Source organism: Melioribacter sulfuriphilus, assembly GCF_052656625.1.
This window is the reverse complement of sequence record NZ_JBQXXK010000003.1, coordinates 132,809-159,239: the sequence shown is the minus strand read 5'-3', so window position 1 is coordinate 159,239 and position 26,431 is coordinate 132,809. Positions and strand designations below refer to the sequence as shown.

25 protein-coding genes are annotated in these 26,431 nt (G+C 36.3%); 17 read left to right on the top strand and 8 right to left on the bottom strand.

Annotated features, from left to right (window positions below):
* The first annotated feature begins 2 nt into the window (after nucleotides 1-2).
* From ACUN8G_RS04470 to ACUN8G_RS04445, 6 genes are all read left to right on the top strand, one after another.
* Nucleotides 3-1,481, top strand: coding sequence for a sensor histidine kinase (locus ACUN8G_RS04470; RefSeq protein WP_437345927.1), 1,479 nt, complete (start codon nucleotides 3-5; stop codon nucleotides 1,479-1,481).
* Nucleotides 1,482-1,497: 16 nt separating this feature from the next.
* Nucleotides 1,498-1,878, top strand: a complete 381-nt coding sequence (locus ACUN8G_RS04465; RefSeq protein ID WP_437345926.1) for a response regulator transcription factor — start codon at nucleotides 1,498-1,500, stop codon at nucleotides 1,876-1,878.
* Between the two features lies 1 nt (nucleotide 1,879).
* The gene (gene nuoE, locus ACUN8G_RS04460; protein WP_437345925.1) at nucleotides 1,880-2,353 is read left to right on the top strand and encodes an NADH-quinone oxidoreductase subunit NuoE; all 474 of its coding nucleotides are present in this window, start codon (nucleotides 1,880-1,882) and stop codon (nucleotides 2,351-2,353) included.
* Between the two features lie 8 nt (nucleotides 2,354-2,361).
* Complete coding sequence (locus ACUN8G_RS04455; RefSeq protein WP_437345924.1) at nucleotides 2,362-3,561, top strand: complex I 51 kDa subunit family protein; 1,200 nt, start codon at nucleotides 2,362-2,364, stop codon at nucleotides 3,559-3,561.
* Nucleotides 3,551-5,467: an NADH-dependent [FeFe] hydrogenase, group A6 gene (locus ACUN8G_RS04450; RefSeq protein ID WP_437345923.1), complete on the top strand. Its 1,917-nt coding sequence runs from the start codon at nucleotides 3,551-3,553 to the stop codon at nucleotides 5,465-5,467. The genes ACUN8G_RS04455 and ACUN8G_RS04450 overlap by 11 nt, the downstream gene beginning before the upstream one ends.
* 94 nt (nucleotides 5,468-5,561) lie before the next feature.
* Entirely contained in the window at nucleotides 5,562-7,019 is a 1,458-nt protein-coding gene (locus tag ACUN8G_RS04445; RefSeq protein ID WP_437345922.1) for a sensor histidine kinase, read from the top strand.
* Here the strand turns inward: ACUN8G_RS04445 and ispE are convergent.
* From ispE to ACUN8G_RS04420, 5 genes are read right to left on the bottom strand one after another with little or no spacing between them, the layout of a single operon-like run.
* Complete coding sequence (gene ispE, locus ACUN8G_RS04440; protein ID WP_437345921.1) at nucleotides 6,964-7,800, bottom strand: 4-(cytidine 5'-diphospho)-2-C-methyl-D-erythritol kinase; 837 nt, start codon at nucleotides 7,798-7,800, stop codon at nucleotides 6,964-6,966. The two genes, ACUN8G_RS04445 and ispE, sit on opposite strands and share 56 nt — an antisense overlap.
* Complete coding sequence (locus ACUN8G_RS04435) at nucleotides 7,781-8,665, bottom strand: homocysteine S-methyltransferase family protein (protein ID WP_437345920.1); 885 nt, start codon at nucleotides 8,663-8,665, stop codon at nucleotides 7,781-7,783. Before ACUN8G_RS04435 ends, ispE begins: the two co-directional genes overlap by 20 nt.
* Nucleotides 8,662-9,783: a glycosyltransferase family 9 protein gene (locus ACUN8G_RS04430; RefSeq protein WP_437345919.1), complete on the bottom strand. Its 1,122-nt coding sequence runs from the start codon at nucleotides 9,781-9,783 to the stop codon at nucleotides 8,662-8,664. The genes ACUN8G_RS04435 and ACUN8G_RS04430 overlap by 4 nt, the downstream gene beginning before the upstream one ends.
* Complete coding sequence (locus tag ACUN8G_RS04425; protein WP_437345918.1) at nucleotides 9,767-10,837, bottom strand: glycosyltransferase family 9 protein; 1,071 nt, start codon at nucleotides 10,835-10,837, stop codon at nucleotides 9,767-9,769. Before ACUN8G_RS04425 ends, ACUN8G_RS04430 begins: the two co-directional genes overlap by 17 nt.
* Nucleotide 10,838: 1 nt before the next feature.
* On the bottom strand, nucleotides 10,839-11,867 hold the full coding sequence (locus tag ACUN8G_RS04420; protein WP_437345917.1) for a glycosyltransferase family 9 protein: 1,029 nt from the start codon (nucleotides 11,865-11,867) through the stop codon (nucleotides 10,839-10,841).
* A 350-nt stretch (nucleotides 11,868-12,217) separates the two neighbouring features.
* Between ACUN8G_RS04420 and ACUN8G_RS04415 the strand changes: the two genes are divergently transcribed.
* Together ACUN8G_RS04415 and ACUN8G_RS04410 are read left to right on the top strand one after the other, a co-directional pair.
* Nucleotides 12,218-13,339, top strand: a complete 1,122-nt coding sequence (locus tag ACUN8G_RS04415) for an endo-1,4-beta-xylanase (RefSeq protein ID WP_437345916.1) — start codon at nucleotides 12,218-12,220, stop codon at nucleotides 13,337-13,339.
* 11 nt (nucleotides 13,340-13,350) lie between these two features.
* On the top strand, nucleotides 13,351-15,507 hold the full coding sequence (locus ACUN8G_RS04410) for an alpha-glucuronidase family glycosyl hydrolase (protein ID WP_437345915.1): 2,157 nt from the start codon (nucleotides 13,351-13,353) through the stop codon (nucleotides 15,505-15,507).
* A gap of 2 nt (nucleotides 15,508-15,509) precedes the next feature.
* On the opposite strand, the gene ACUN8G_RS04405 is transcribed toward ACUN8G_RS04410, so the two are convergent.
* Complete coding sequence (locus tag ACUN8G_RS04405) at nucleotides 15,510-17,108, bottom strand: NFACT RNA binding domain-containing protein (RefSeq protein WP_445480908.1); 1,599 nt, start codon at nucleotides 17,106-17,108, stop codon at nucleotides 15,510-15,512.
* Nucleotides 17,092-18,342 carry a putative sugar nucleotidyl transferase gene (locus ACUN8G_RS04400; RefSeq protein WP_437345913.1) on the bottom strand — a complete coding sequence of 417 codons (1,251 nt, stop codon included), beginning with the start codon at nucleotides 18,340-18,342 and terminating at the stop codon, nucleotides 17,092-17,094. Before ACUN8G_RS04400 ends, ACUN8G_RS04405 begins: the two co-directional genes overlap by 17 nt.
* 121 nt (nucleotides 18,343-18,463) lie before the next feature.
* On the opposite strand from ACUN8G_RS04400, the gene ACUN8G_RS04395 reads away from it, so the two are divergent.
* From ACUN8G_RS04395 to ACUN8G_RS04355, 9 genes are all read left to right on the top strand, one after another.
* Nucleotides 18,464-19,177 carry a PASTA domain-containing protein gene (locus tag ACUN8G_RS04395; RefSeq protein ID WP_437345912.1) on the top strand — a complete coding sequence of 238 codons (714 nt, stop codon included), beginning with the start codon at nucleotides 18,464-18,466 and terminating at the stop codon, nucleotides 19,175-19,177.
* Nucleotides 19,178-19,188: 11 nt separating this feature from the next.
* Nucleotides 19,189-19,857 carry a ribulose-phosphate 3-epimerase gene (rpe, locus tag ACUN8G_RS04390; protein WP_437345911.1) on the top strand — a complete coding sequence of 223 codons (669 nt, stop codon included), beginning with the start codon at nucleotides 19,189-19,191 and terminating at the stop codon, nucleotides 19,855-19,857.
* 13 nt (nucleotides 19,858-19,870) lie between these two features.
* Nucleotides 19,871-21,052, top strand: coding sequence for a dihydropteroate synthase (gene folP, locus ACUN8G_RS04385; protein ID WP_437345910.1), 1,182 nt, complete (start codon nucleotides 19,871-19,873; stop codon nucleotides 21,050-21,052).
* A complete protein-coding gene (gene cdaA, locus ACUN8G_RS04380; RefSeq protein WP_437345909.1) occupies nucleotides 21,045-21,863 on the top strand; it encodes a diadenylate cyclase CdaA in 819 nt (272 codons plus the stop codon). The genes folP and cdaA overlap by 8 nt, the downstream gene beginning before the upstream one ends.
* Before the next feature lie 71 nt (nucleotides 21,864-21,934).
* Complete coding sequence (locus ACUN8G_RS04375) at nucleotides 21,935-22,612, top strand: metal-dependent hydrolase (RefSeq protein ID WP_437345908.1); 678 nt, start codon at nucleotides 21,935-21,937, stop codon at nucleotides 22,610-22,612.
* Nucleotide 22,613: 1 nt separating this feature from the next.
* Nucleotides 22,614-23,402 carry a ParA family protein gene (locus tag ACUN8G_RS04370; RefSeq protein ID WP_437345907.1) on the top strand — a complete coding sequence of 263 codons (789 nt, stop codon included), beginning with the start codon at nucleotides 22,614-22,616 and terminating at the stop codon, nucleotides 23,400-23,402.
* Between the two features lie 6 nt (nucleotides 23,403-23,408).
* Nucleotides 23,409-24,350, top strand: a complete 942-nt coding sequence (locus tag ACUN8G_RS04365) for a ParB/RepB/Spo0J family partition protein (RefSeq protein ID WP_437345906.1) — start codon at nucleotides 23,409-23,411, stop codon at nucleotides 24,348-24,350.
* Nucleotides 24,322-24,819 (top strand): DUF5683 domain-containing protein, encoded by a 498-nt coding sequence (locus ACUN8G_RS04360; protein WP_437345905.1) that lies wholly within the window; start codon nucleotides 24,322-24,324, stop codon nucleotides 24,817-24,819. The genes ACUN8G_RS04365 and ACUN8G_RS04360 overlap by 29 nt, the downstream gene beginning before the upstream one ends.
* Nucleotides 24,820-24,821: 2 nt before the next feature.
* Nucleotides 24,822-25,535 carry a hypothetical protein gene (locus ACUN8G_RS04355; protein ID WP_437345904.1) on the top strand — a complete coding sequence of 238 codons (714 nt, stop codon included), beginning with the start codon at nucleotides 24,822-24,824 and terminating at the stop codon, nucleotides 25,533-25,535.
* Here ACUN8G_RS04355 and ACUN8G_RS04350 read toward each other — a convergent pair.
* Nucleotides 25,483-26,421 carry a Ppx/GppA phosphatase family protein gene (locus tag ACUN8G_RS04350; protein ID WP_437345903.1) on the bottom strand — a complete coding sequence of 313 codons (939 nt, stop codon included), beginning with the start codon at nucleotides 26,419-26,421 and terminating at the stop codon, nucleotides 25,483-25,485. The two genes, ACUN8G_RS04355 and ACUN8G_RS04350, sit on opposite strands and share 53 nt — an antisense overlap.
* Nucleotides 26,422-26,431 lie beyond the last annotated feature (10 nt).

The following is a 26,431-nucleotide window of genomic DNA, read 5'->3' as shown; positions in this document are numbered from 1 at the left end:
TAATGGATGAAAAATCCAAAATATTAATTGTTGACGACGAAAATGGATTACGATTAGGTACGGAACGGCTTCTTGTTGAAGAAGGATACCATGTCGAAACTGCTTCGAACGGTGAAGATGGGATACGCCTTGGTAAGTCAAAAGAATTCGATGTTGCAATAATCGATCTAAAAATGCCGGATGTGGACGGATTGACCGTACTCAAGGAAATTAAATCCGTCCATCCCAATACAGTGTGCTTTATTGCAACTGCATTTGCAAGTTATGATACAGCTATTGAATCGACACGCCTTGGTGCTTTCGGCTATATACCCAAACCTTTTTCTCCTGAGGAAATAATTTATCAAATCGAGCAGGGCATCAATCAACGTAAATTAATTCTTGAATCGGAAAAACTGAAAAAGGAACGTGAAGAAAATCTTCTCGAATTAGCAAACGAAAAATCACGCCTCAATGCAATAATAAAATCGATTAACGACGGCATCCTTGTAATAAATAAGAATGCCGAACTTGTCTATTATAACTATGCCGCGCTCAAGTTTCTCGACCTCACAGAAATTGAATTAGGTAGTAAAATATTAAATATACTTCCGGAAAAAGTAGTCAAGACCGTAAATAAACTTTTTGACTCTGAGACATTTCACTTAAAAAGTTATTCACAGCAAATCGAACTCAAGCCGAATAATGAACTTATAGTGGAATTTTCAACCACTCCTATTCCAAATTCCGATGGTAGTCTTGCTGGTGTTGTTTTAATCATCAGCAACATTACAGAATACAAAAAAATAGAATTGCTGAAATCGCAGTTTGTATCGATGGTCGCACATGAACTGAAAGCCCCACTTGCTGCAGTTCAGGGTTATTTGAATGTATTAATTGACAAATCGATACAATTGCCGCCAGAGAAACAGGAAGACTATATTAGACGTTCCATTACACGCCTCAAAAGCTTAACCGATCTTGTAAACGATCTTCTCGATATCTCTAGAATTGAATTAAACACGAAACAAAGAGAAATTGAAGAAATCGATCTCCGCGAAATAATCGAAAATTCGATTCAATTTTTCGAACTCGACATAAAGAAAAAGAACATTTCGATTACAACACATCTAGAAGAAAATCTCCCCTTAATAAATGCGGATCATAATGAAATAACAAGAGTGGTCACCAACCTGTTGAGCAATGCAATAAAGTACAATCGTCTTAACGGTAAAATTAATATAGAACTATATAAATCCCATAATTACCTTGCGCTAAAAATTAGTGATAGTGGTATCGGTCTTAAGGTAGAAGAAAAAGCAAAACTTTTCAATGAATTTTACAGAGCCAAAAATGAAATGACGCGCGGTATTAGCGGTACCGGTTTGGGATTGAGTATCGTCAAAAAAATTGTCGACTCTTATCACGGGAAAATTGAAGTGGAGTCCGAATTTGGTAAAGGGACTACATTTATAATCAATTTACCCATAAACATAAAATAACTTACAGGAGTGACATATGGCTCTAATTGCAATCATCGATGATGATCCGGACATCCTCGACAGCAGTTCAATTGTACTCAAATCGCAAGGGCATAACATAGTTACTGCCGGCAACCCTCACGACGGCTACAAAATCGTCGTCGAACAAAAACCCGATTTGATTATTCTCGACGTTATGATGGATGAGCCGGATGATGGTTTCTATCTTGCTCAAAAATTTCGTAAAGAAGGAATTAAAACCCCAATTTTAATGTACACCTCGGTTTCAAAAGCCACAGGCATGGAATACGATAAGAGTGAAATGGTACCCGTAGACGACTTTGTAGAAAAACCGATTTCACCGTCAGAACTAATTAATAAGGTCAATAATTTGTTGAAAGCAAAGGAGGTGAAATAAGATGCTGGTTTTAGAAAAAAATGCAATGACCGAAGAGATAGAACGACTTGTCGAAAAATATGGTCGTTCCAGATCTTCTTTGCTTCCGATACTTCAGGATATTCAACGAAAGCATAGGTATATCCCCGACTTTGCTCAGCAGGAGATAGCGCGTTTACTCGATATTCATCCCGTCGAAGTCTACAGTGTAATTACTTTTTATTCGTTTCTGAGTACAACACCTAAAGGGAAATATATCGTCAGGCTATGTCGAACCATCGCCTGCGATATGCAAGGCAAGGAAGCAGTTGCTAAAGCTATCGAAAGAGAACTCGGCATTAAATTCGGTCAAACAACAAAGGATAATAAATTCACGCTCGAATATGCCAACTGTTTAGGAATGTGCGACCAGGGTCCGGCAATGATTGTCAATGAAAGAGTATATACAAAATTGACACCCGAAAAAGCCGTTCAAATTCTGAGTGAATTAAAGTGAGGTAAGCTATGGAGAAAAAACAAAGAAATGGCATCGTCATCTTTTCTGAATACAAAAGGGGGGAGGCAATTAAAAAAGCACTCGAAAAATCGCGTGAAGAAATTCTTTTCGAACTAAGAGAATCAAAATTAAAAGGCAGGGGCGGAGCAGGTTTTCCTACAGCTACTAAGTGGAATATGGTAGCAGCGGCTAAATCCGATAAAAAATATATAATCTGTAATGCCGACGAAGGCGAACCCGGCACTTTCAAAGACAGAGTGCTTTTGCTTGAATATCCCGAGCTCGTTTTCGACGGAATGGTAATTGCCGCTTATACAATTGGAGCAACTGAAGGAATAGTTTATCTGCGCGGAGAATATGAATATATGTTCCAATCTTTATACGATTATTTGGAGGCTATGAGAAAAGATAATTTACTCGGGAAAAATATACTTGGCAAAGACGGATTCAATTTCGACATTACAATCCGACTTGGCTCAGGAGCTTATGTTTGCGGTGAAGAAACAGCATTAATTGAATCTCTCGAAGGCAATCGCGGTGAAGCCCGAAATCGACCACCATATCCTGTCAACACCGGTTACATGGGTAAGCCAACCGTTGTTAACAACGTAGAAACTCTTGCATCGGTTCCTCATATAATTCTTAAAGGGGGAGAATGGTTTAAGAAATATGGAACTGACAAATCTACGGGTTCGAAACTTTTCTCAGTATCAGGTGATTGTGAACGTCCTGGTGTTTACGAATTGCCGTGGGGAACAACAATAAATGAACTGCTTGAAATAGTCGGAGCAAAATCTGTTAAAGCTGTTCAAGTGGGAGGAGCTTCTGGCATCTGTATACCGAAATCACAATTCAATCGTAGCCTTGCATATGAAGATGCTGCTACTGGTGGATCGATTATGATCTTTGGCGAAAACAGAAATATGCTGCATGTATTGAAAAACTTCATGGAATTTTTTGTTGAAGAATCGTGCGGTCAGTGCACTCCCTGTCGCATTGGAAATACTAAGTTGTTAGAAGGTATCGAAATGATAGAAAAAGGTGAATATACATTTAGTTATATCAATAAACTAAAAGAGTTGGGCGAAACGATGAAAGTAGCTTCTAAATGCGGCCTCGGTCAATCGAGTCCAAATGCTTTTATATCGATACTGGAAAATTTCAAAGAAGAAATCTTTAACGGAAACGGAGGTCGAAATGGAAAGTAAAGGAGATTTCAGAGCACCCATAAGTCAAGTACCACACAGCGTGCCAATTCCCGAAGACATCACTGGTATTGGCGGTACTGTTTCAGTTGAAATAAACGAAAAGAAAATTTCCGTTCCGTTAGGTACAACAATATTAGAAGCCTGCAAAAAAGTTGGCATATCGATACCAACACTTTGTCATCATGATGATTTATGCATTGCTGGTGTCTGCCGAATATGTGTAGTTGAAGTTGAAGGGATGCGTACGCTTCAGGCTGCCTGTTCCTTCCCGATTACTTCACCGATAAAAATTAAGACATCTTCGCCAATGGTTCGAAAAGCTCGCCGACATATTATCGACTTGCTGCTGAGCGAACACTATGGCGAATGCTATTCATGTTTTCGCAATGGAAATTGCGAATTGCAAAACTTGGCAAAGGAATATGGTGTAGATACTTATACTTTCGGACACATCGACAAGCCACGTTTCGAAGTTGACAATTCATCGTACTCAGTCGTAAGAGATATGAGTAAATGTATACTTTGTAAAAGATGTGTACGTACCTGTATTGATTTGCAGGAAGTTGGTGTTTTAGAAGCCATAGGTAGAGGCGATAAAACACATATAGGCACTTTCCTCGAAAAGCCACTTGCAGATGTAATATGCATAAATTGCGGACAATGCATTAACCGGTGTCCCACAGCTGCGTTGCGAGCAAACGACCCATCAGATGCAATCTGGGAGGCAATTGACGATCCAACCAAACATGTAGTCATTCAAACTGCACCGTCGCCACGCGCCGCAATTGGCGAAGAATTTGGACTTCCAGCCGGTACTTCTATGACAAGAGAATTAAACACTGCTCTTAGGCGAATTGGGTTCGATAAAGTATTCGATACTAACTTTGCAGCTGACCTCACGATCATCGAAGAAGGTACTGAATTAATTCTCCGTCTTTACAATGCATTGGTCAAAAAGGAAAAAGTTGCACTTCCGCAATTTACTTCCTGCTCGCCTGGATGGGTTAAATTTATCGAACATTATTATCCGGAATATCTCGACAATTTAAGCTCGGCAAAATCACCTCAGCAAATGTTTGGTGCATTGATTAAAACATTTTATGCAAAACAGGTAGGTATTGATCCGGCAAATATTGTCTCTGTAGCATTGATGCCATGCTCAGCTAAAAAGTTCGAGTGCAATCGACCGGAAATGAATTCAAGCGGGTACAAAGATGTCGACTACGGTTTGACCACGCGTGAGATGGCTCGAATGATTAAAGAAGCAGGAATAAACTTACCAGAAATGCCGAAGAGCAATTTTGATTCTCCTTTCGGCGAAGCTTCCGGTGCTGGACTCATTTTCGGTGCAACTGGTGGGGTAATGGAAGCTGCATTAAGATCTGTGGTTGAATTCGTCACTGGAAACAAAACCGAGGACATTTTCGAACGAGCCAACATTATTCCTTTACGCGGATTTGAAGGAATTAAGTATATGGAAATTCCGATTGGTAATAAAGTGGGTAAAGTACCTGATTTAATTAAACATTTAATTCCGGATTGGGACTGGTTGAAAGGTGCTACACTAAAAGTTGCTGTAGCCCACGGAACTGCAAATGCAAAAAAAATAATGGAAGATATTAAATCAGGCGGTAAATTCTCCGAGTGTCACTTTATTGAATTTATGGCATGCCCGGGTGGATGCCTCGGCGGTGGCGGTCAACCAATTCCTACAACTCCAGAAATACGTATGAAGAGAGCCGAAGCAATCTATGCAGAAGATGAATCCCTCGAAATCAGAAAGTCGCACGAAAATCCGAATGTAATCAGGATTTACAAAGAATTTTTGACAGAAGGACCTTGCAGTCATTTATCTCACAAACTTCTTCATACTCATTATGTAAAACGGGGAAGATATATCGCTTGATAATAAAAGCCCGTCCTTCAGTAGTGGACGGGCTTTTTATTTAAGTATTAATTCAATATTTTACTGAGGAATTTGAGACCACCTTCATAATTAAATGAAAGCTCTGATACCAGAATGGGCTAAAAATTACGGGGAATTCTGGCGAGCAATTCGCATTCGAAATCTCTGGTTTATCAGACTCCGCTACTTTGCCGTAATTTCTCTATTGCTTTTTCTAATAGCTGGTGAATTTTTACTCAACTTTCAGTTTAGTAATCTTCAGAAAATTGCTATATCCATCATTATAATTTCAATTCTCTCGTACAATATTATCCTTTATAAACTACGCGCCTACATTAAATGTGATGTATCGAGTTTCAATAGTCTGCATCTTTCTTTGATTCAAATGATTCTCGACCTGATTGCATTAATGATACTTGTTTATTATACAGGAATCATCGAATCGCCTCTTTATTTATTTTTTATATTTCATATGATTATCGGAAGTTTAATACTCCCGGCATATGTAGTCTACATTATGGCATGCATCATTTGCCTTACGTTGTCTTTTTTAACTATAATGCAAAATTTAGGTATTATCGAAACACATTTGATAAGTGGTTTATACGACGTAAGAATACCTCATACGATGGCTTATGATATCCTGAGTTTAATAACATTTACCGCAATGATTTTTATAAGCGTCTATCTCGCAAATAATATAGTAAGACAACTCTACAAGCGCGAGCAACAATTGCGGGATACTTTACAACGCCTCGACGAAGCCGAAAAAGCAAAACAAAAATACACCATAGGAATTATACACGAAGTCAAAACTCCTGTAACTGCAATAAAATCAATAATAGATTTGATTCTGAATAACTTTTTGGGAGATATTAATTCAGAAATAAGAGATAAATTAAAAAGGGCACAATTAAGAACAGATGAAACCCTACAACTGCTCAATAACATTTTACGATTATCCCGACTTAAATTGCTCGACATCCGTTCGTCGGAAGAGATCGATATATATGAACTGATCATTGGTCAAATCAATAAAATGGAGGAAACTATTAAAGCCAAATCGATCGATTTGAGTGTGAAAGATATCAGGGAATCGAAGAAAATAATTAAATCGGACATAACTCTTCTTGAACTGGCTTTTTCAAATCTAATTGCTAATTCAATTAAGTACGTCAACGAAGGTGGCATTATCGAAATTCTACTCAGAGAAAACGATTACAAATTATTTATTGAAATATGCGACAACGGTATCGGTATCCCAAAAGAAGATTTACCGAATATTTTCCAACAGTTTTACAGGGCTTCGAATGTAATACGGAGCAAGCACGAAGGAAGCGGGCTGGGACTTGCATTAGTAAAAGAAATTATAGAACGTCTCGGTGGAACTATTACTGCAGAAAGTCCGTCGAGATTGGCAGGGAAAACCCCGGGATCTTGCTTCATCATATCGCTTGAATATAATTTTCAGTCAAAATCATACGACATTTTTCAGATTAGTCCGGACAATTACTTAAATGATAAAAGTAGGTTTGAGGAATATCTTGAATGACTTTCATGGCATCGTATTGATTCTCAAATATGCCATAGACCGTCGAACCGCTTCCAGTCATTTGCGCAAATAAGCAACCATAATGATAAAATTTTTCTTTTAGTTCAGCAATTTCCGGATATCTATTAAATACATATTCTTCAAAATCATTTACCAGTTCGTTCATTGCCTTATAATTCGGCTTACCATTAACAATAACACTTTTATAATCAAGTTCGCAATTAAACGGCACAATATTGTTAAATGCTTCTTTTGTTGATATATGAATTCCGGGATTGACAATTAATATCGGATTTTCTATTTCAAAATCAATATGCTTCAAAACCTCGCCTCTTGAATAACCAATAGCTGGTTTGGCTTTGATAAAAAATGGAACATCCGACCCCAATCTAAGAGCAAGTTCAATGAGTTCATTATAACTAAGATTGAGAGCAAACATTTCATTCAGAGAAATTAAAACTGCAGCAGCGTTCGAACTGCCTCCGCCGAGTCCTGCTCCAATTGGAATTTTTTTATTTAATATAATACTGGCTCCAATCTTTTTCTTAGAATAATCACCGAGCAATTGTACAGTTTTTACTATTAAATTATCGTCGGTATTCAATTCTTCTGTATTCGTACTAAATTCAAACTCTTCCTGTCTTTTTATAATAATTTCATCGAAGAGGTCGTTTATCGGATAGAAGAGTGTATGAAGATTATGATAACCATCGCTTCTTTTCGAAAGGATTCTAAGTCCAATATTAATCTTTGCAGGCGCTTTAATTTCGATATACTTCATCAATATATTCCTTTATTATTTTTGTGTGAGAAGGCGAGGAACCACAGCAAGAGCCGACGTATAACGGCTTCAATTCGAGAAGGGGTTTAATCAAACTGAGATAATATTCTGGACTTATGCCACACGAAATTGATTCGTCGGTATACTCTCCACTACCGCAATTAAGATAAAATCCCCACCTGTCAACTAATAAATCAGGCTTTATCTTATCAAGAAAAAGTTCTGGCTTAATGCAATTGAATCCAACTGCAGTCGGTTTAAAAGTTGCAACAACTTTGACAGCGTCCCTTAGGCTTTCACCACTTAAAAGATTCAACTGGTTATCATAAAATAAATTAATTACATACGGAAGATTTTGACTGTGGCAAAAATTACAAATGATTTCTATTTCATCTAAATGGCTTTGAGTTTCGTTCCAGATTATATCCACGCCGCTTTCCCAGAGTAATTCAATATGTTTTTTATGATTGTATTCCAATTCGTCTTTTGACAGAGTACGTTCTTTCTGATAACAATCTTCTGCAGGCGCATTAGATCCAGCGATAATAACATTTCTATCTTCTCTTGCTTCAATTGCCAGATTTACGCTTATCCTTACAAATTCCTCGACTGAAATTGAATGACCAGATAATTTAACGCTTGCTGGATTAGTCCTGAATGTATTTGTAGTAATGATATCAGCTCCCGCGTCGATATATTCCTTATGTATTTTTCTCACTATTTCAGGGTTTTTCAAATTTGATAAAGAAGACCATAAGTACTTATCGCTTGCTGCGCCGTATTGCTGAAGTAAACTACCCATTGCTCCATCGAGCACTAAAATTCTTTTTTCTGCATGCATGTGCATGATATCGATTCGTTTCATTTTTTTCTGTCGAAGTAATCGACCGTTTCTTTGACGATTCTTTCGAGATCAATCATTTGAATACACTCAAGATTATAGGGGCATTCTTTTTTCCAGCAGGGAGCGCAGAAAAGTCCTTCTGGATATAGTTTGACTCCTCTGTCGTAGAGGTCGATTTCTGTCCAGCAACTCAAGCCGAACCATGCAATAACATATTTTTTGAGTGCTATTGCCAGATGCATTCCAAACGAGTCCCCGGTTATTATAACCTCAGGCACACTTTCGTAGCAGGCGCCGCGTCGTAAGCCTTCGTTAGTGGGAGTATTTATTATTTTTCCCTTGAAATACTCTGCTATTGTTTTATTCCTTTCTGTGTCTTCCGGTCCTCCAAGAAGCATAATTTTAAATCGGTTAAAAGACAAAAATTTTTCAATCAGCACAATATGTTGTTCAATTGTCATTTTCTTATTGGGATACAGGAGAGAGCAGCCGGTATTAAAACCGATTATTTCGTCATCCGGCATAATTCCAATTTCTTTCTTATAATTTTCAATAAACATTTGTTCTTCGTCGTTAAAATTAAAGACATACTCATCGCGTTGATAGTCGAGTTCAAAAGTTTCTGCCAGGTATTCCTGTCCAGTTCTCTGATTAATTTTGAATTTTAGATTGTCGTCGAGACCCAGCATATAATTATATTCTGCACCTTTATTCAAAGGTATGATTTGCCCGTTTTCATTTATTCCGAAACCGAGTTTTTCTTTTGCTTTAAGCTGCATGGCAAGGGCGCCTGACCGCATCGATTTATCGACATTCATTACTATATCGAATTCCATTTCATTGAGAATCAGTATGCTTTCAAAGTCGAATGGAAAAACGCGATCGATATAAGGATTATTGTCGAGGATTCTTACGGCGTTTTTCAGCGTAATCCAGTAAATCGTCGAAACCGGATATTTTCTTTTAATGGCCGGAAGTTGCGCTGTCGTCATTAAAACATCGCCCATTGCGTCGAGATTTATTATCAATATTTTTTTCCCGAACTTCCGTTCCTCCTTGCAGCCGTCTTCGAGACAATTGTGATAAGGGAAACATGGTTTATATCCGCTAAAATTTTTACAATCAGGAATTTTTTTCATAGTAAATACTCTCAAAAAAGGGTTTTAATTTTTCTATTACAGTTTCAAAATCGACACTACTTAAATTCGCATTTTTTGTTATAACTGTTTCGTATTTCGACTTATAAGGATACCAAATTATATCTTCGGTTTTGTACTTTACGTAAAGACCGAAGAGAGGAACTTCAAAAGCTGAAGCAATGTGCACTATTGAAGTATCGGGAGTAAATAAAAAATCGAGAGAACCGACCATCGCTGCAAATACATCAAAACTGTCGTCCTGAAAAATAATCCATTTACCCTTAGATATTGCTTTAGCTTTTTCCAGATCTTTTTTATCTGTAAGTAGTAGAATATTGGTGTCGTATTTACTTAAATAATCGATTAATTTCTGGTAACGTTCAACACCCCAAAATCTTGCGTCGCTGCCCGCTGAAATATTAATACCTGTAAGAAATCTATTTCGGAGGTTATTTTTCTTTAAGAAATTATCGACAATAGAAATAGAAGCTAAATCTGGTTTATAAATAATATTAATTTCGTCTTTGTTGTAACGAATACCGAGTGCATCTGCAAATGCAAGGTTACGATCGACAATATGGTAAACTTTTGAGTCGGGTCTGGGAATCAGTAAATTAAACAATTTATGATTTTGTTTATAAAAGCCCATTTTACATCTTGACGCCGAGAACGCAATAATCATACTAACCGTAAAGGAGACATCGTCGTGCAAATCTATCAAAAGATCGGGATTAATATCCGAAATCATGCGGATGATTTTAGTTAGATTATTTTGTTTTTTATCATAGACTATCAGATTATCTACCAATCCTTTTTGACAGAATATAAAATGATTTGATTTAGAACAAACAAGTGTAAGATTACAATTATAATTCCTTTTCAACAGTTCAAGAAAAGGTGTTGAAGTAAGGGCATCTCCAATTCGGTTCAGTCTTATAATCACTACTCTCGATTTATCGGTCAAATGCGGTGCTTTTGTCTGTCCTTCTTTTTGCCTCAGCATTAAAAAAAGTTTGAGAAGCAATTTCTTTAGCAATATCTCAATTCTTTTCAACTTAAATCCGTATACTGTTTTTATTGAGGAGGATTTCAACTTTAGTGAGAAATAGCTTTTCGCTTATATCTCTAAAGCACTCCTGATTTTTCGGACACACGAGCAGGTTACACATAATGCATTCCAGTTCGTTTAGAACAATATATTCATGTTTGCTGCCAAAAGGACCCTGATGCAAAGGATTTGTCGGTCCATGCAGCGAAAGCACAGGAGTTCCAATTGCAGTTGAAATATGCATCGGTCCGCTGTCGTTTGCAACAATAAAAGCGCATTTGCTCATCAACGCTGCCATTTGTTCGACTGTTGTAGGAGGTGATAGATGTGCACTATCCCCAACTATTTCTTTAATTTTAATTGCATCCTCGTAATCCGACGGACCCCAGAGAATCAACAATGGAATGTTATATTTTTTGTTAAGTGTTCTGACAAGTTCGGCTAATTTTTCCGGGGGACATCTCTTCGACTGCCATCCACCTGTAGGTGAAATGCCAGCTATAACTTTGTCATTTAAATTGCTTCGTAACAAAAATTCCTCTGCATAATTTTCGTCATCTTTACTATAGTAAAAATAAAGTTTGGAATTATTCTTTACAGGTATACCAACCGATTTAAGTACTTCGAGATGAAGTTCGGCGGCATGGTACTTACCTCTTTCATTTGGACCGTAAAGATTATAAGCATATTTTCTGCCTCGATACGGAAATCCAATTCTGTATTCAGCACCACTTAAAAATGTAATTTGAGCGGTGGAGGGATTAGAATAAAAATCAAAAACGATATCATATTTTTTTTTGCGAATCTCAGTTATCAATTTAAGTTTATTAAGCATCCCCGACTTTGGATAAACTAATACAGTATTAACCTGTGTAAGTCCTTTCAGCCAGTTTGCAGAAGATTTATCGGTCAAATAATCGATTTGAGCTTCAGGAAAAAAATTCAACAGATCGTCGAGCACCACAGTCGATAAAACAACGTCGCCAATACCACGTAATTTTATAATGAGTATTTTTTTAATAGCTTTATCGGTCAATGCACTTCTCGTATTAAATTATTTCAAAAATAGGAAAAAAAGCTCACACCCGAAAACTGAATTTGGGTTACCAGATTTTACTCTTATTTATATTAAAATATGCAGCAGAAATTCTTATTACCATCTCCATTTATTTAGTTGATATTCTTATGACTATTTTTTGAAAATATTTTCAATACTTTAATTTTTTCGTTTGGTTCAATAATTCTTTATAGTTCTACTTTAGTTTTATCATTTAGGTAAAATTTACACTATGGCAAAAATAATTTTACTCAAAAGTTTTAAAGTATATTTTCGAAAATTTTCTTAATCTTGAGGCAACAAATTTATAAAAATAATGTGGGGGACTAATGAAGTCATCGACAGCTTCAATTTTATTTTCATTGTTAGTAATCACAACTCTTCCAGCAATGCTCTATTCTCAAACTCTCAAAGATGCATACAAAGATTATTTTCTCATTGGGTGTGCTATCAGTGATTTTCAAGCAGCAGGTAAAGAACCACAAGCGCTGCAACTTGCTGCTAAACAATTTAGTACCATAACACCGGAAAATATGCTTAAATGGGAACGTGTTCATCCCGAGCCAAACAAATATAATTTCGACCTTCCTGATAAATTAGTAGAATTTGGTCAAAAGAATGGGATGTTTATCGTAGGACATACATTAGTCTGGCATCATCAAACTCCCGATTGGGTTTTTAAAGACGACAAAGGTAATTATCTCAGCAGGGAAGAACTACTTGTTAGATTAAAAGAACATATCTCTACTGTCGTTGGCAGATACAAAGGAAAAATTAAAGGGTGGGATGTTGTAAACGAAGCTGTAGACGAAGATGGTAGTTTAAGAAAAAGTAAATGGCTGGAAATTATTGGAGAAGACTTTATCGAAAAAGCATTCGAATTTGCACACGAGGCCGATCCAGATGCCGAACTTTATTATAACGATTACAATACATGGCACAAAGCCAAAAGAGACGGTATAATTAAACTGATTAAAAAGTTGCTCGAAAAGGGAATTAAAATTCATGGTATTGGCATGCAGGGACATTGGGGTTTAGACTATCCAGGTCTGGACGAACTTGATGAAAGTTTAAAAGAATACTCTGCAACCGGCTTAAAAATTATGATTACTGAACTCGACATAAATATTCTTCCTACACCAGATAACTATACTGGCGCCGAAATAACCAAAAGTTTTGAACTGCAAAAAAAATACAATCCTTATCCAGATGGTTTGCCAGATTCAATGCAAACTGTCCTTGCTAATAGATATGCTGAACTATTCAGAACTTTTCTAAAATACCACGATTCAATAACTCGTGTTACATTCTGGGGAATTCACGACGGACATTCGTGGCTTAATAATTGGCCCATTTTCGGAAGAACTTCATATCCTCTTTTGTTTGACAGGAACCTTAAACCCAAACCTGCATTTGATGCAGTCCTTAAGATTGTAAATGAAATGAAATAGAGGATGAATAAATGAAGTACTCTTTCCTGTTTCTGCTAATTATTTTTTCATTTCATATCACGTATGCTGAAGATGGATACAATCTCTGGCTTAGATATAATAAAATAGATAATCCTGCATTACTTGAAAAATACTTGCAACAAATCAAAGGATATTTGTTCAAAGGCGATTCAGAGAGCATTAAAGCAGCAGAAGAAGAGTTGAAAATTGCTTTGAAAGGATTGCTGGGAAATAAAATATGGCCGGTCAATAAATTGTGCTCAAATATAATAGTTGCCGGCAATTTTAATAAACTAAGCACAAATTTGCCTTCTGAAATTAGTACAAAATTAAAAACGCTGGGTAAAGAAGGATATATAATAAAGTCAATTGAAATTGAAGGGAAGAAAATAATTTTAATAACAGCCAATGAAGATATCGGTGTTTTATATGGAACGTTTCACTTTATTCGCCTTTTACAGACGCATAGTAAAATCGATAATCTCAACATTGTGGAAACACCATTAATAAAACTGAGACTCTTAAATCATTGGGATAATCTGGATAGGACAGTTGAAAGAGGGTATGCAGGGTTTTCGATATGGAACTGGCATCTTCTTCCCGATTACATTGATCCGCGATATAAAGATTACGCCAGAGCAAACGCTTCGATAGGCATTAACGGTACTGTACTGACAAATGTGAATGCAAATTCGTTGGTACTCACAAAACAATACTTGATAAAAGTTGCAGCATTAGCAAAAGTATTTAGACCCTATGGAATAAAAGTATATTTAACAGCAAGATTCAGTGCGCCGATGGAAATCGGGAATTTGCCTACAGCTGATCCACTGAATCCAGATGTGCGTCAATGGTGGAAAGAAAAAGCAAAGGAAATTTACGATTTAATTCCTGATTTTGGTGGATTCCTGGTAAAAGCTAATTCTGAAGGACAACCCGGCCCTCAGAATTATGGGAGGAACCATGCTGATGGTGCCAACATGTTAGCAGAAGCTGTCCACCCATATGGCGGCGTTGTAATGTGGCGTGCTTTCGTTTACGATAATAATGTGCCCGAAGACCGCGCCAAACAGGCATATAACGAATTTAAACCTCTCGATGGAAAGTTCAGAAAGAATGTATTGATACAGGTTAAAAACGGACCAATTGATTTTCAGCCACGCGAACCTTTTCATCCACTTTTCGGTGCAATGCCCCAAACATCGTTAATGATGGAGTTTCAGATTACGCAGGAATACTTAGGACAGGGGACACATCTCGTTTACCTTGCCCCACTTTTTGAAGAATCCCTCAATTCCGATACTTACGCTCGGGGCGAAGGCTCCACTGTTGCAAAAGTTATTGACGGTTCTTTAGATAACCAGAACCTGACTGGAATTGCAGGCGTTTCCAACATCGGGAACGAAAGAAACTGGACAGGACATCTATTCGGGCAGGCTAACTGGTATGCTTTCGGAAGAATTGCATGGAATCACAATCTTACGTCGGATGAGATTGCAGAGGAATGGATTCGTCTTACATTTAATAATAACAGTGAAACTGTTCATTTAATTAAAGAAATTATGATGCAGTCACGTGAAAACACAGTTAATTATATGACTCCACTTGGTCTGCATCATATTATGGGATGGGATCATCATTATGGGCCTGCTCCCTGGATAAAAGATAAACCTCGTGCTGATTGGACTTCGGTTTATTACCACCGCGCTGACAGTATCGGAATTGGTTTCGACAGAACAATAAACGGATCAAATGCAGTCAGTCAGTATCATTCTCCAGTTTCTGAAATTTTTAATTCACTTGAGAAATGTCCGGAAAAATATTTACTCTGGTTTCATCATGTCCCATGGAATTATAAATTGAAATCTGGAAAAACTCTATGGGAAGAATTATGCAATCATTACTATGCTGGCGTAGATTCAGTAAGGTCGATGCGTAAAAAATGGAATAAACTGAAAGGCATGATAGACAACGAGCGATTTAATCATGTTGCTATGTTAATGAAAATTCAAGAAGATGAAGCAATCTGGTGGCGTAATGCCTGCGTATTGTATTTCCAGAAATTTTCAAAACTACCAGTGCAGGAAGGTTTCGAAAAACCCGATAAAACACTCGAGTATTATCAAAGTCTTGAATTTCCCTATGCACCTGGTATTCGCCCCAAATAGCATTAATCAACTGTTTCGCATTCAGGAGGTATTTCAGGTTTAACCAGAAGTACCTCTTCTTTTAATAATGCAACTTTACCAGCCTCCATCCCTTTTTTCTTAACTACATATTTTTTAAAAGTGTAACTGACAGGTGCCAGCCCTGCACTTTTAGCTTTGCTATAATATGCAGCGAGCGATGCGACTTTTTTTAAAACCGATTTTGGAACAGGTTCTTTCGGATTATCAACACGCAATACCACATGCGAACCTGAAACTGACCTTGCATGAAACCAGTAATCATTTTGTTTAGCAAACCGTAATGTAAGCTCGTCATTATTCTTACTATCTTTTCCCACATAAACATGATATTTTCCGTCGACTAAAAAATGCCTGAAATTCGGTTGCGATTTATCCTGTAATTCCATTTTCTTTTTAATCCCTAATTGTTTTTCGATATTTTCCAGTTCATCTAAGGAAAGATCGTTCTCGAGTTTTCTGTCAACGTTTTTAAGATAGTCAAATTTATTCTTCAACTCATTGTAAAGTTCTATCGATTTTTCGTATTCGATTTTTTCAGATTTAGCTTTGTCGAAATATCTCTCGATATTCTTTTGGGGAGTAAGTTTTGGATCCAGTTTAATTGTTACCTCTTTACCCTCAAAATTCTTGACTTGAATTTTATCGAGTCCTTTTTTAAGTGCAGAAATGTTTATTAGAAGCAGATTGCCATAATTTGCATATTCATCCTCTCTCGAACCAATCTCGATGCGAGCCTTCAGGTTATTCAATTTCGCACTGAGCCGTTCCAGTTCATTATTAACAAATTTTCTTATGTTCGCCGTTAATACTTTCTCTTTTGAAAGTGAATAATAATTAGACACAAAAGCATTTATTGCATCCTGATAAGTATCGAACTTACCTATTATTTCTGCGTCATCAACAACATAAGGTTGGAAAATTATTGAGGCGTTTGAATCATCTCGAGCAACAATAATTTCATTAAACAGGAAATCAGTGATGACTGTTTTTAATTCAACACCTTTAGTCAAAAATTCTGTTTGAATTTTCCTGTCGATAAATTTATATGTCTTCAACAAATCTTCGTCATTCATAACCTGCAGATCTTTTAAAATATGATCGTATGAAGAGACAAAATGACATTTTTGAAATTCTTCACTAACGATTTTCAATTTCTCTTCTTCGATTTTCTTAAAAGGGAAGAGGTTGTTATTTAAGTCCATAAGAATGATATTCGTATTTGCACCCCGAACCAAAAAGTAGATATAAAAATTATCGCACGAGAATCTGATAATTCGATCGTTGTCGGCAATTTCGACTAAATTAATTTTAGACGGCAAAAATTCTTCAAAGAAATTTTTGTAATTCTTCTTTGCTTTCGAGTGATTGTTCCTGACAATTAAATAGGGCTTTTGAGGATTGGCTGAAATAATTAAATGTTTTTTTTCGAAATTTTGGTCGGGAATTGAGATAAACAATTTATCTTTTTCCTGGGTATAAATTTCTCTTATCGAATGATTTTTTATCAATTCATTGAGTTCAACAACTGCTCTTAATAGATATAAGTAATTTTTGTACATAGCATTAAAATTTGCGTTCATCCTTTGAAAGCTCAAACACTTTCCGTAATAATTTTTCATCTGTTTCAGTAAATTCAACGTTACGGCGAGCTGTGACAATACGCGCAACTTCGATAGACTTTTCTATTTCAAAAAGAGTTCTTTCGTTAACACCGCCCCAAGTAAAAGAAGGAATGAATTTAGGTGGAAAACCGTCACCGAAAATGTTACACATTACTCCGCATACGGTAGCAGTATTAAATTTTGTCCCGATTGCGCTTTTTGAATGATCACCCATTATTAATCCAAGAAAGCGTAAGCCGGTATCAATCTTTTTATTATTTAATGTTACGGTAATCGTACCATAATTATTTTTAAGGTCGCTATTGTTAGTACCGGCGCCGAGATTAACCCAGCTACCCAGATAGGAATGTCCGAGGAAACCGCCGTGCTGCTTATTTGAATAGGAATGAATGATCGATTCTGCAACTTCGCCGCCAACTTTTGAATATTGCCCGATCGATGTTGCCTGATAAATGGTACTATTGGCTTTTATGATTGAATTTCTTCCGATAAAAACTGGTCCCTTGATAACGCTGTTCGACATTATATGAACATTTTCATCAATAAAAACAGGACCTTCTGAAGCATCGACGAAAACAAACGGCTCGATTTTCACTCCTTTATCGATATGAATCAATTTCTTGTGTTGCAATTCGACCTTTTTGAACTTAGGATGTACGGCAGACCTGACTTTCTTCGAACGCTTTTGGAGCAATTTGAAATCGTTCTCTATTTCCTTTCCATTACTATTTACAAGATCCCACGGATATTTGATAATTTCCGTTTCGATAGCCTTAAACTTAAACTTCACATTATCGAAATGGGGAAGAAATTCTTCGTCAAAAATATTTTTAATATTTCCCGCATCGATAACGGCAGCTATTAAATCTTCATCGTATTTCAAAGCTTCGCCGACTTGTAATTTACCGATTTCCTGATGAAGTTTTCTATTCATCAAAACTCGTCCATTCAACAATACTACTTCATTAGTTTCGGGTAGTAAGTTTATGCGGTAATTCTTCTTTTTTTCTCTGTAATTTTCTTCCAGATACTTACGGCAGAATAGATAAATTTCACTGCCTTCAAAAGCATACTCAATTTTTGAGAGCAAACTTAAGATGCCGGATCGTAACTCGTAAACTGGCCTTAAATATGAAATTGGTAATAAATCCAGAAAACCAGTATCTTCAAATATTAAAATTATCTTTTTCATACTAATTCCTTTATTAAAATAACTAATTAAATTTTGTCATTATCCTCAAAAAGAGGAAACAAAATCATTCCAAAGTTTATTATTTTTGTTTCTAAAATAGATAAATCATATGAAAAATTGGATGAAAAGTTTACTTACCAAATCATTAACTGTGATATTGGTATTTGCAGTAATATTTTTCGTGGTCGACAAGATTATAATGCCTTACCTTGTTAGCGCCGATGAATATCAGGTTCCAAACGTAGTTGGATTGCATAAAAATAAAGCGATAGAAATTATTGAAAGAAGCAATCTGGAACCGATTATAAACCGTTCAAGATATGACGAATTTTACCCGAAAGACCATGTCATTTTTCAGAATCCCAGACCAAATACAGTTGTCAAAGCTGGACGGAAAATTTACCTGACTGTAAGTGGAGGACTTCAGAAAGTGCAGATGCCGTTCTTAATCAATAAGTCTGTTCGTGACGCACGTATAACACTTGAAAGAATGGGGCTACAGGTCGATACACTTATTGAAGTTGAATCAGAATTACCCGCAGGGACAATTGCCGAACAGGAATACACTGAAGGTGTATCGATTCCGGTGGGTACAAAAGTTAAATTGAAAGTAAGTATCGGTCCTCAAATTGGTAAAGTGCGGGTTCCGAGACTGATCGGTAAATCTTTATCGGAAGCCGAAGCAATATTAAAACGAAATTCACTCAGGATTGGTTTTAAAACATACATCCATTCATCTAATTATTTACCGAATACTGTTGTTGACCAGCAGCCTTCGGAAAATAGCCTCGTTAGCGTAGGGGATAGTGTTAACGTAGTTCTGATTCAAAATTAATTGAGAAAATTATGAATGCTAAAAAAAAATTACTGGCACCTTCAATTTTATCGGCTGACTTTACAAATTTATCTCAGCAAATACGTTACGTGGAGCTGGCAAATGTAGATATTATTCATTGCGATATAATGGACGGCCATTTTGTTCCGAATTTTACATTCGGACCAATGGTTGTCGAGGCAGTAAATCGAATTACAAACTTACCGATTGATGTTCATTTGATGGTTAAAAATCCGGATAATTTAATAGACAAATTCATTGAAGCAGGTGCTGATTATATTACCGTTCATCAAGAAGAAGTAGTGCATCTTCACAGAACAATTGAATACATTAAGAGCAGGGGAATAAAAGCGGGAGTGGCACTCAATCCATCAACCCGAGTAGATACATTAGAAGAAGTGCTGGAATACTTAGATATGGTGTTAGTAATGTCTGTTAATCCCGGTTTCGGAGGTCAAAAATTTATTGAAAGGTCGATCAATAAAATAGCTGCACTCGATCGAATCAGAAAAGAGAAAAATTATGATTTTCTTATTGAAGTCGATGGCGGTATTTATAATGGAAACATCGAAGCCATTTCTCAAGCAGGTTGTAATGTTTTTGTCGCAGGTTCCACAATTTTTGGCAGCGATAATATTACAGCCGCAGCAATTGAATTGAAAAATCTTATTAATAAGTAATCGGAGCTCTGTATTGATAATTCAACTAATCGACATTTTCTATCCTCATGTATTCAGACGATACAGTGCTAAATACAATATCTATCGTAATCTTTACGAAAAGGACCTGCTTGCAATTGAATTCCGTTCGGTTGAAAAAAAATTAGCACATCGAATAAAAAAAATTGTACTGGCGAACAATGAAATATGTTATGTTACTCAAACTTCAGACGATGAATATTACGACGTTCTCTCAATTGGATCTCTGACATTTTTTAGAGAACTCGCCAAAGAAATCATTGCCATCGGAAACGAAGACACAGGATTGAGACTTTCCAGACTATTACACAATTTGATAAACTACGACCAAAATAGAATTCAGATCGGTCAAAAAGAATTTAACATGTCGCGAGCTTACGTGGTCGGAATATTAAATGTAACGCCTGATTCATTTTCCGACGGAGGAAAATTTTTTGAAAAGAACAAAGCAGTGGAACATGCATTTGAACTGATCGAGCAAGGTGCTGATATTATCGACATCGGAGGAGAGTCATCCCGACCAGGAGCCGATCCAATTCCAGCCACCGAAGAAATTAATAGAGTTCTGCCAGTTATAGAAGAAATAATAAAATCCAAATCGGATGTTTTGATATCCGTCGACACTACAAAATCGGAAGTAGCAGAAGAAGCATTAAAAGCAGGAGCTAAAATCGTCAATGATATCAGTTCTTTTGCCTTTGATGCCAGAATGCCAGAAATAATTAAAAAGTTTGAGGCGACAGCAATTTTAATGCACATGAAAGGAACACCCAAGTCGATGCAAAATAATCCTGAGTATAATGATGTAGTAAATGATATTTACGATTATTTTGTAGAAACTTGTAATAAAGCAGAAAAAATTGGCATAAAAAAAATTATTATTGACCCCGGTATTGGATTCGGAAAAAAAGTACACCACAACTATGAATTGTTGAATCGACTCGACGAGTTCAAAGGTATTGGATATCCAATCTTGGTTGGATTATCGAGAAAATCGTTTTTAGGGAAAGCGCTCAATTTGCCGGTTGAATTAAGAGATGCTCCAACTTTAGCGGCCGAAACTCTTGCGGTAAAAAATGGAGCACGATTTATCAGAACTCATAACGTTACAAACGGCAGGTTTGCTATTTTAATCAATAATTTTATAGAGAATCCGGAATTGTTGATAAATGATTGAGTTATTTAAAATCGGATTTATTACTGTAACCTTAATCGATATAATCGATATTGCTTTAGTTTCCTTTATTTTCTACCAGCTTTATTCTGCAATTAGAGGAACCATAGCAGCTCAAATCTTCTATGGATTATTGATCGTTTTATTTCTTTCTATAATTGCACAGGCAGCAAATTTCAAAGCATTAGGCTGGCTATTGAAATTGATCTCTGATATATGGGTAATCGCCTTTATTATTTTGTTCCAGCCTGAAATTCGAAGAATACTGGTGATGCTTGGCAGGAGTCAGCTCTTGAAAATCTTCATTAGAACTGACGAAAGCAATGTGGCGGAAATAATTACAGAGAGCGCATTTGAGCTTGCCCAACATCAACACGGTGCATTGATTGTAATCGTTAGAACTGTAGGCATCAAAAGTGTTGTCGAAACCGGCGAAATAATCAACGCAAAAGTATCAAAAAACTTGATACGTTCGATCTTTTTTCCGCGTTCACCATTACACGACGGAGCTGTGGTTATTCACAATGATTTGATTGAAGCAGCAAGATGTACACTTCCACTTTCAAACATAACTAGCCTTGATGGAAATCCTCTCGGAATGCGTCATCGTGCAGGACTGGGCATTTCTGAGCAGGCTGATGTAATTTGTATAATTGTTTCCGAAGAAACAGCCAGCATTTCAATTGCAGACAGAGGAAAACTAATTCGAGGAATTTCTAGAGATCAATTGCGCAGTTACCTTGTAAATAATTTACGTGCTGGTAAAGAACGAAAAATTAGTTCAATATGGAAAATTTTACGCAGAAAAAAATAACCTTTATTATTTTGTCAGAAATCTACAATTAGTTATTATTAGAAATCAAAAAATAATTACGGGAGGGGACGATGAAATTAAGATATTTTTCTCATTCTGCATTTCAGATTACGACAGATGGAGGAATTAAAATTTTAATCGATCCGTTCCTGACAGGTAACCCGACGGCTCCTGTAAAAGTTGATGAAGTGACTGCAGATTATATAATTCTTACACACGGACACGGCGAACATCTGGGCGATTCTTTTACCATTGCAAAAAAGTGCAATTCAACATTTATTTGCGTCAACGAATTAGCAAATTATTGCGCAAGGGAAGGATTCAAAGCTCATAATATGCACATTGGCGGCGCTTATACTTTCGATTTTGGTAGAGTTAAATTTACAATTGCTCATCATGGTTCTATGACACCAGATAACTATTATGCTGGTGAACCCTCTGGAGTTGTTCTTTCAATTGATGGGAAGAGCTTATATCATACTGGCGACACTGGACTTTTTTATGATATGAAATTAATCGGTGAATTAACGCCTCTTGATTATATGCTTGTTCCAATAGGAGATAATTTTACAATGGGAATAAACGACGCCGTAAAAGCAGTCGAGCTTGCAAATCCAAAAGTAGCCATACCGATGCATTACAACACATTTCCAGTAATCAAAGCCGATCCATATGAATTCAAGTCGAAAGTTGAAGCAATCGGTAAAAAAGCGATAGTACTTAATTATGGAGAAGAGATAGAACTTTAACATGGCAAAAAAGATCGTCATAGCAAATCAAAAGGGGGGAGTTGGTAAAACCACCACTGCAATCAACCTCTCCGCCTCAGTAGCAGCTGCTGAATTCCGTACACTTTTAATCGACATCGATCCTCAGGCGAATTCCACATCCGGCATTGGTATCGATAAATACGACAAGACAATATATAATGTTTTAGTTGGACTAAGTACCGCGGAAGAATCTATCATAAATTCTTATATGCCTTTTCTTGATATTCTTCCTTCAAATATTAATCTTGTGGGTGCTGAAGTTGAATTAGTCTCTGTTGAAAACAGAGAGTATCTATTAAAAAATGCTCTCCAGGAGATCGATGGAAAATACGATTTCATTTTTATCGATTGTCCACCTTCGCTTGGTCTTCTTACTTTGAATGCACTTGTGGCTGCCGATTCTGTCTTAATTCCCGTGCAGTGTGAGTATTTTGCACTCGAAGGATTGGGACAGTTGTTAAATACTATTAACATTGTTAAAAAAAATTTCAACCCCGAACTCTCTATTGAAGGCGTTTTACTTACGATGTTCGATAAACGTTTACGATTGAGCCAGCAGGTGGTAGAAGAGGTCAAGAAATATTTTGGTGAAAAAGTCTTTGAAACGGTGATAAACAGAAATGTCAAACTTTCGGAAGCTCCAAGTTATGCAAAACCGGTTATTTTGTACGACGCAACATCAATGGGAGCTCAGAACTATATGTCACTGGCGTATGAATTATTAGAACGAAATAATTTAAAACTCAATGCCGTAAAGGAAAAGGAGTAGTAGATTATGAAGTCAGCTTTAGGAAGGGGATTGGATGCATTGATTAATCCCCAGTTAAAAGATAAACTGGACGCTCCGGTAACCGTATCGAGTAAAGATATTCCGAAAGACGACGGTAAATCGTATGATATACTCGCTAAAATTTCAGTTAGCCAGATTTATCCTAATCCATATCAACCGAGAACAAACTTTGAACCCCAGGCTCTCGAAGAACTTAAATTATCCATTCTTCAAAATGGACTTATTCAACCGGTGACTGTCCGTCGCATCGACAAGGATAAATATGAATTAATTTCCGGTGAAAGAAGATTAAGAGCATGCAAGGAAATCGGATTAAAAGAGATTCCTGCTTACATCATTAAAGTCGATACAAAAGAAGCAATGCTGGCACTCTCTTTAATCGAAAATATCCAAAGAGAAAAACTAAATCCAATTGAAATTGCAGTGGCATATAAACGTCTGAGGGACGAGTGTAATCTATCGCACGAAGAGATTGCAGAACGTGTTGGCAAAGATAGAACAACCATAACAAATTTTATTCGTCTTTTAAAACTTCCCGAATCTATTCAACAAAGTTTAATCAATAATAAGATATCCACAGGTCACGCAAGAGCTTTAATTAATTTATCTAACCCGAAACTTCAATTACAAATACACGACAAAATATTAAAGCAAAATCTTTCCGTACGCAAAGTTGAAGATCTTGTGCGAAAATTAAATGACCCTAAAAGCCATACAACTCCGAAGGATAATTCAAATACCTCCTTTACAACGGAATCGGCATCCCAAAGGAATATTGAAGAACGCCTGCAAAGAATACTCGGCACCAAAGTTCACTGCAATGTAAAAAAGAACGGAGCTGGACAAATTGTTATTGAATTCTATTCAAATGATGAACTTGAAAGATTATTTGAACTCTTTGAAATTATCAATAGTAATTACAATTAGTTTTATAATCCTCTTCACAGGTTTCAACAACAATATATTCGGGCAAGAAGTCGACTCGATATCGATTGATACAGTAAAATTTGTGATGCATAAATCACCAATGGGCGCTGTTTTTAGAAGTGCTATAATACCTGGCTGGGGACAAATTTATAACGAATCTTACTGGAAAGCCCCTCTTATTTGGGGAGCACTCGGTGTACTGGGATATTTCTGGGTCGACAACAATGATCAATACAAACACTTCAGAGATCTATACGTCCAAAGTATCAACGAAAATAATCCAAATGGGAATTCACGATATTATGATCAGAGAGAATTTTATAGAGACCAGCGTGATTTGACCGCTGTTTTTATAGGCCTGACTTATATTATAAATATTCTCGATGCATATGTCGACGCTCATCTGTACGATTTTGACGTTACGGCTAATACAAATAGTCTGACTATGTCACTAAAAATAAGATTCTAAAAATGAAAAACAGCATTAAGTGCAACAATTGCATGACCGAAAATCCGTTTTATCAGCTGAACTGTATTAATTGTAAAGCGTATCTCCGAAGCAAAGTACCAAATATCGATTTCTGGCTGTTAACCTCAAAATTATTTGAATCGCCTGTAAAAGCAGCAGAACTTTTGATTCATGCCGAACATAAAAATTTTTTAATATCAGTAATTATTCTTGCTGCAATAAAAATTTCATTAACGGCAGGAATTCTTTCTAACGCTTTTTTAAAAGGGGAGGGAAGTTTACAAAGCATATATTTAACTTTAAGTTCTCTGCCAATCATCTTTATAATATTAATGATTGTCTGGGCTCTTTTAATAACAGTTTTGTTAAAGATTACCGGCATCCAAAGTCGTTTCAAAGATAATCTGGTTATTTATACTTATTCATTCATTCCAGTTGTATTTACTTTGTTTATACTTACACCTGTCGAATATGCACTGTTCGGTCAATACTGGTTTACATTTAATCCAACACCCTTTGCAATCAAATATGTTCCCTCACTATTACTATCAATAATTGAAGGAATATTTTTCGTTTGGAGCTTATTCCTTGCAATCTGTGCTACATTTGCTCAGACGAGGAACTTACTTTTCTCAATTATATTTGGTGTTCTTTTTATTGCTGTTACGGTAGGAATTCCTCTCTATTTTGCTTATTTATTAAATAATTCCATATAAGCCCGTATCTTAATCCCCGACTATTGACATGTAACTCTTTAATTTCTAATAACTCCATAAAAGTTTTTAGGATTCCTGTGCCGGCAGTTATTAAATCTTCCCGTCCCTCTACAACCTGTCCAAAATTTTTTAAGATATCTACACTTTTCATCTTCTTCAATCGATTGTACAAGTCATTTATGTCATTCATATTAAATAAGGTTTTATCGACGATTTCTTCATCATAGACTTTTATATTATTTTTGATACAGGCGAGTGTCGTTGGAGTACCAGCAATTGCAATTGTATATTCTCCCAGACCAGAGATATTTTTCAGTTCGTCGAAATTTGCTTTTACTTCGTTTTCCATCTCATACAATTCAGAATCAAGCGGGGGATTATGCTTCAGATATTTTTCAGTTAAATATACAACTCCAATGGGATAACTTTTCTTGAAGTAAATTTCTTTTTTATTTCCGTATATAATTTCAGTACTCCCACCCCCGATATCGATTAGTGATTTTGGATTATCATTTTCAAATGGATAAGCTGCTCCTAAGAACGATAGTCGGGCTTCTTCTTCGCCGCTTATGATACTCAGATTCCATCCATATCTTTCACTTATTTTTTCAGCTATCTGATTTCCATTTGTGGCCAGTCTGAAAGCATTTGTAGCAGCTGCGAGGACAAATTTGCAATTATGTTCATCAATAATTTTTTTATATTCGTCTAAAACTGAATACAATCGATCGATATTTTCTTCCGGGAAAGGGTTACCTTTTTTAAGATTTTTAGAAACACGAGGAGCACGATAAAAATTTTTGATTGTTTTAATTTCGGAATTTGTTACTTCCGCAATTAGTAGAAGTACAGTGTTCGAGCCTAAATCGATTGAAGCAACAGTCACTTTTTTTTCT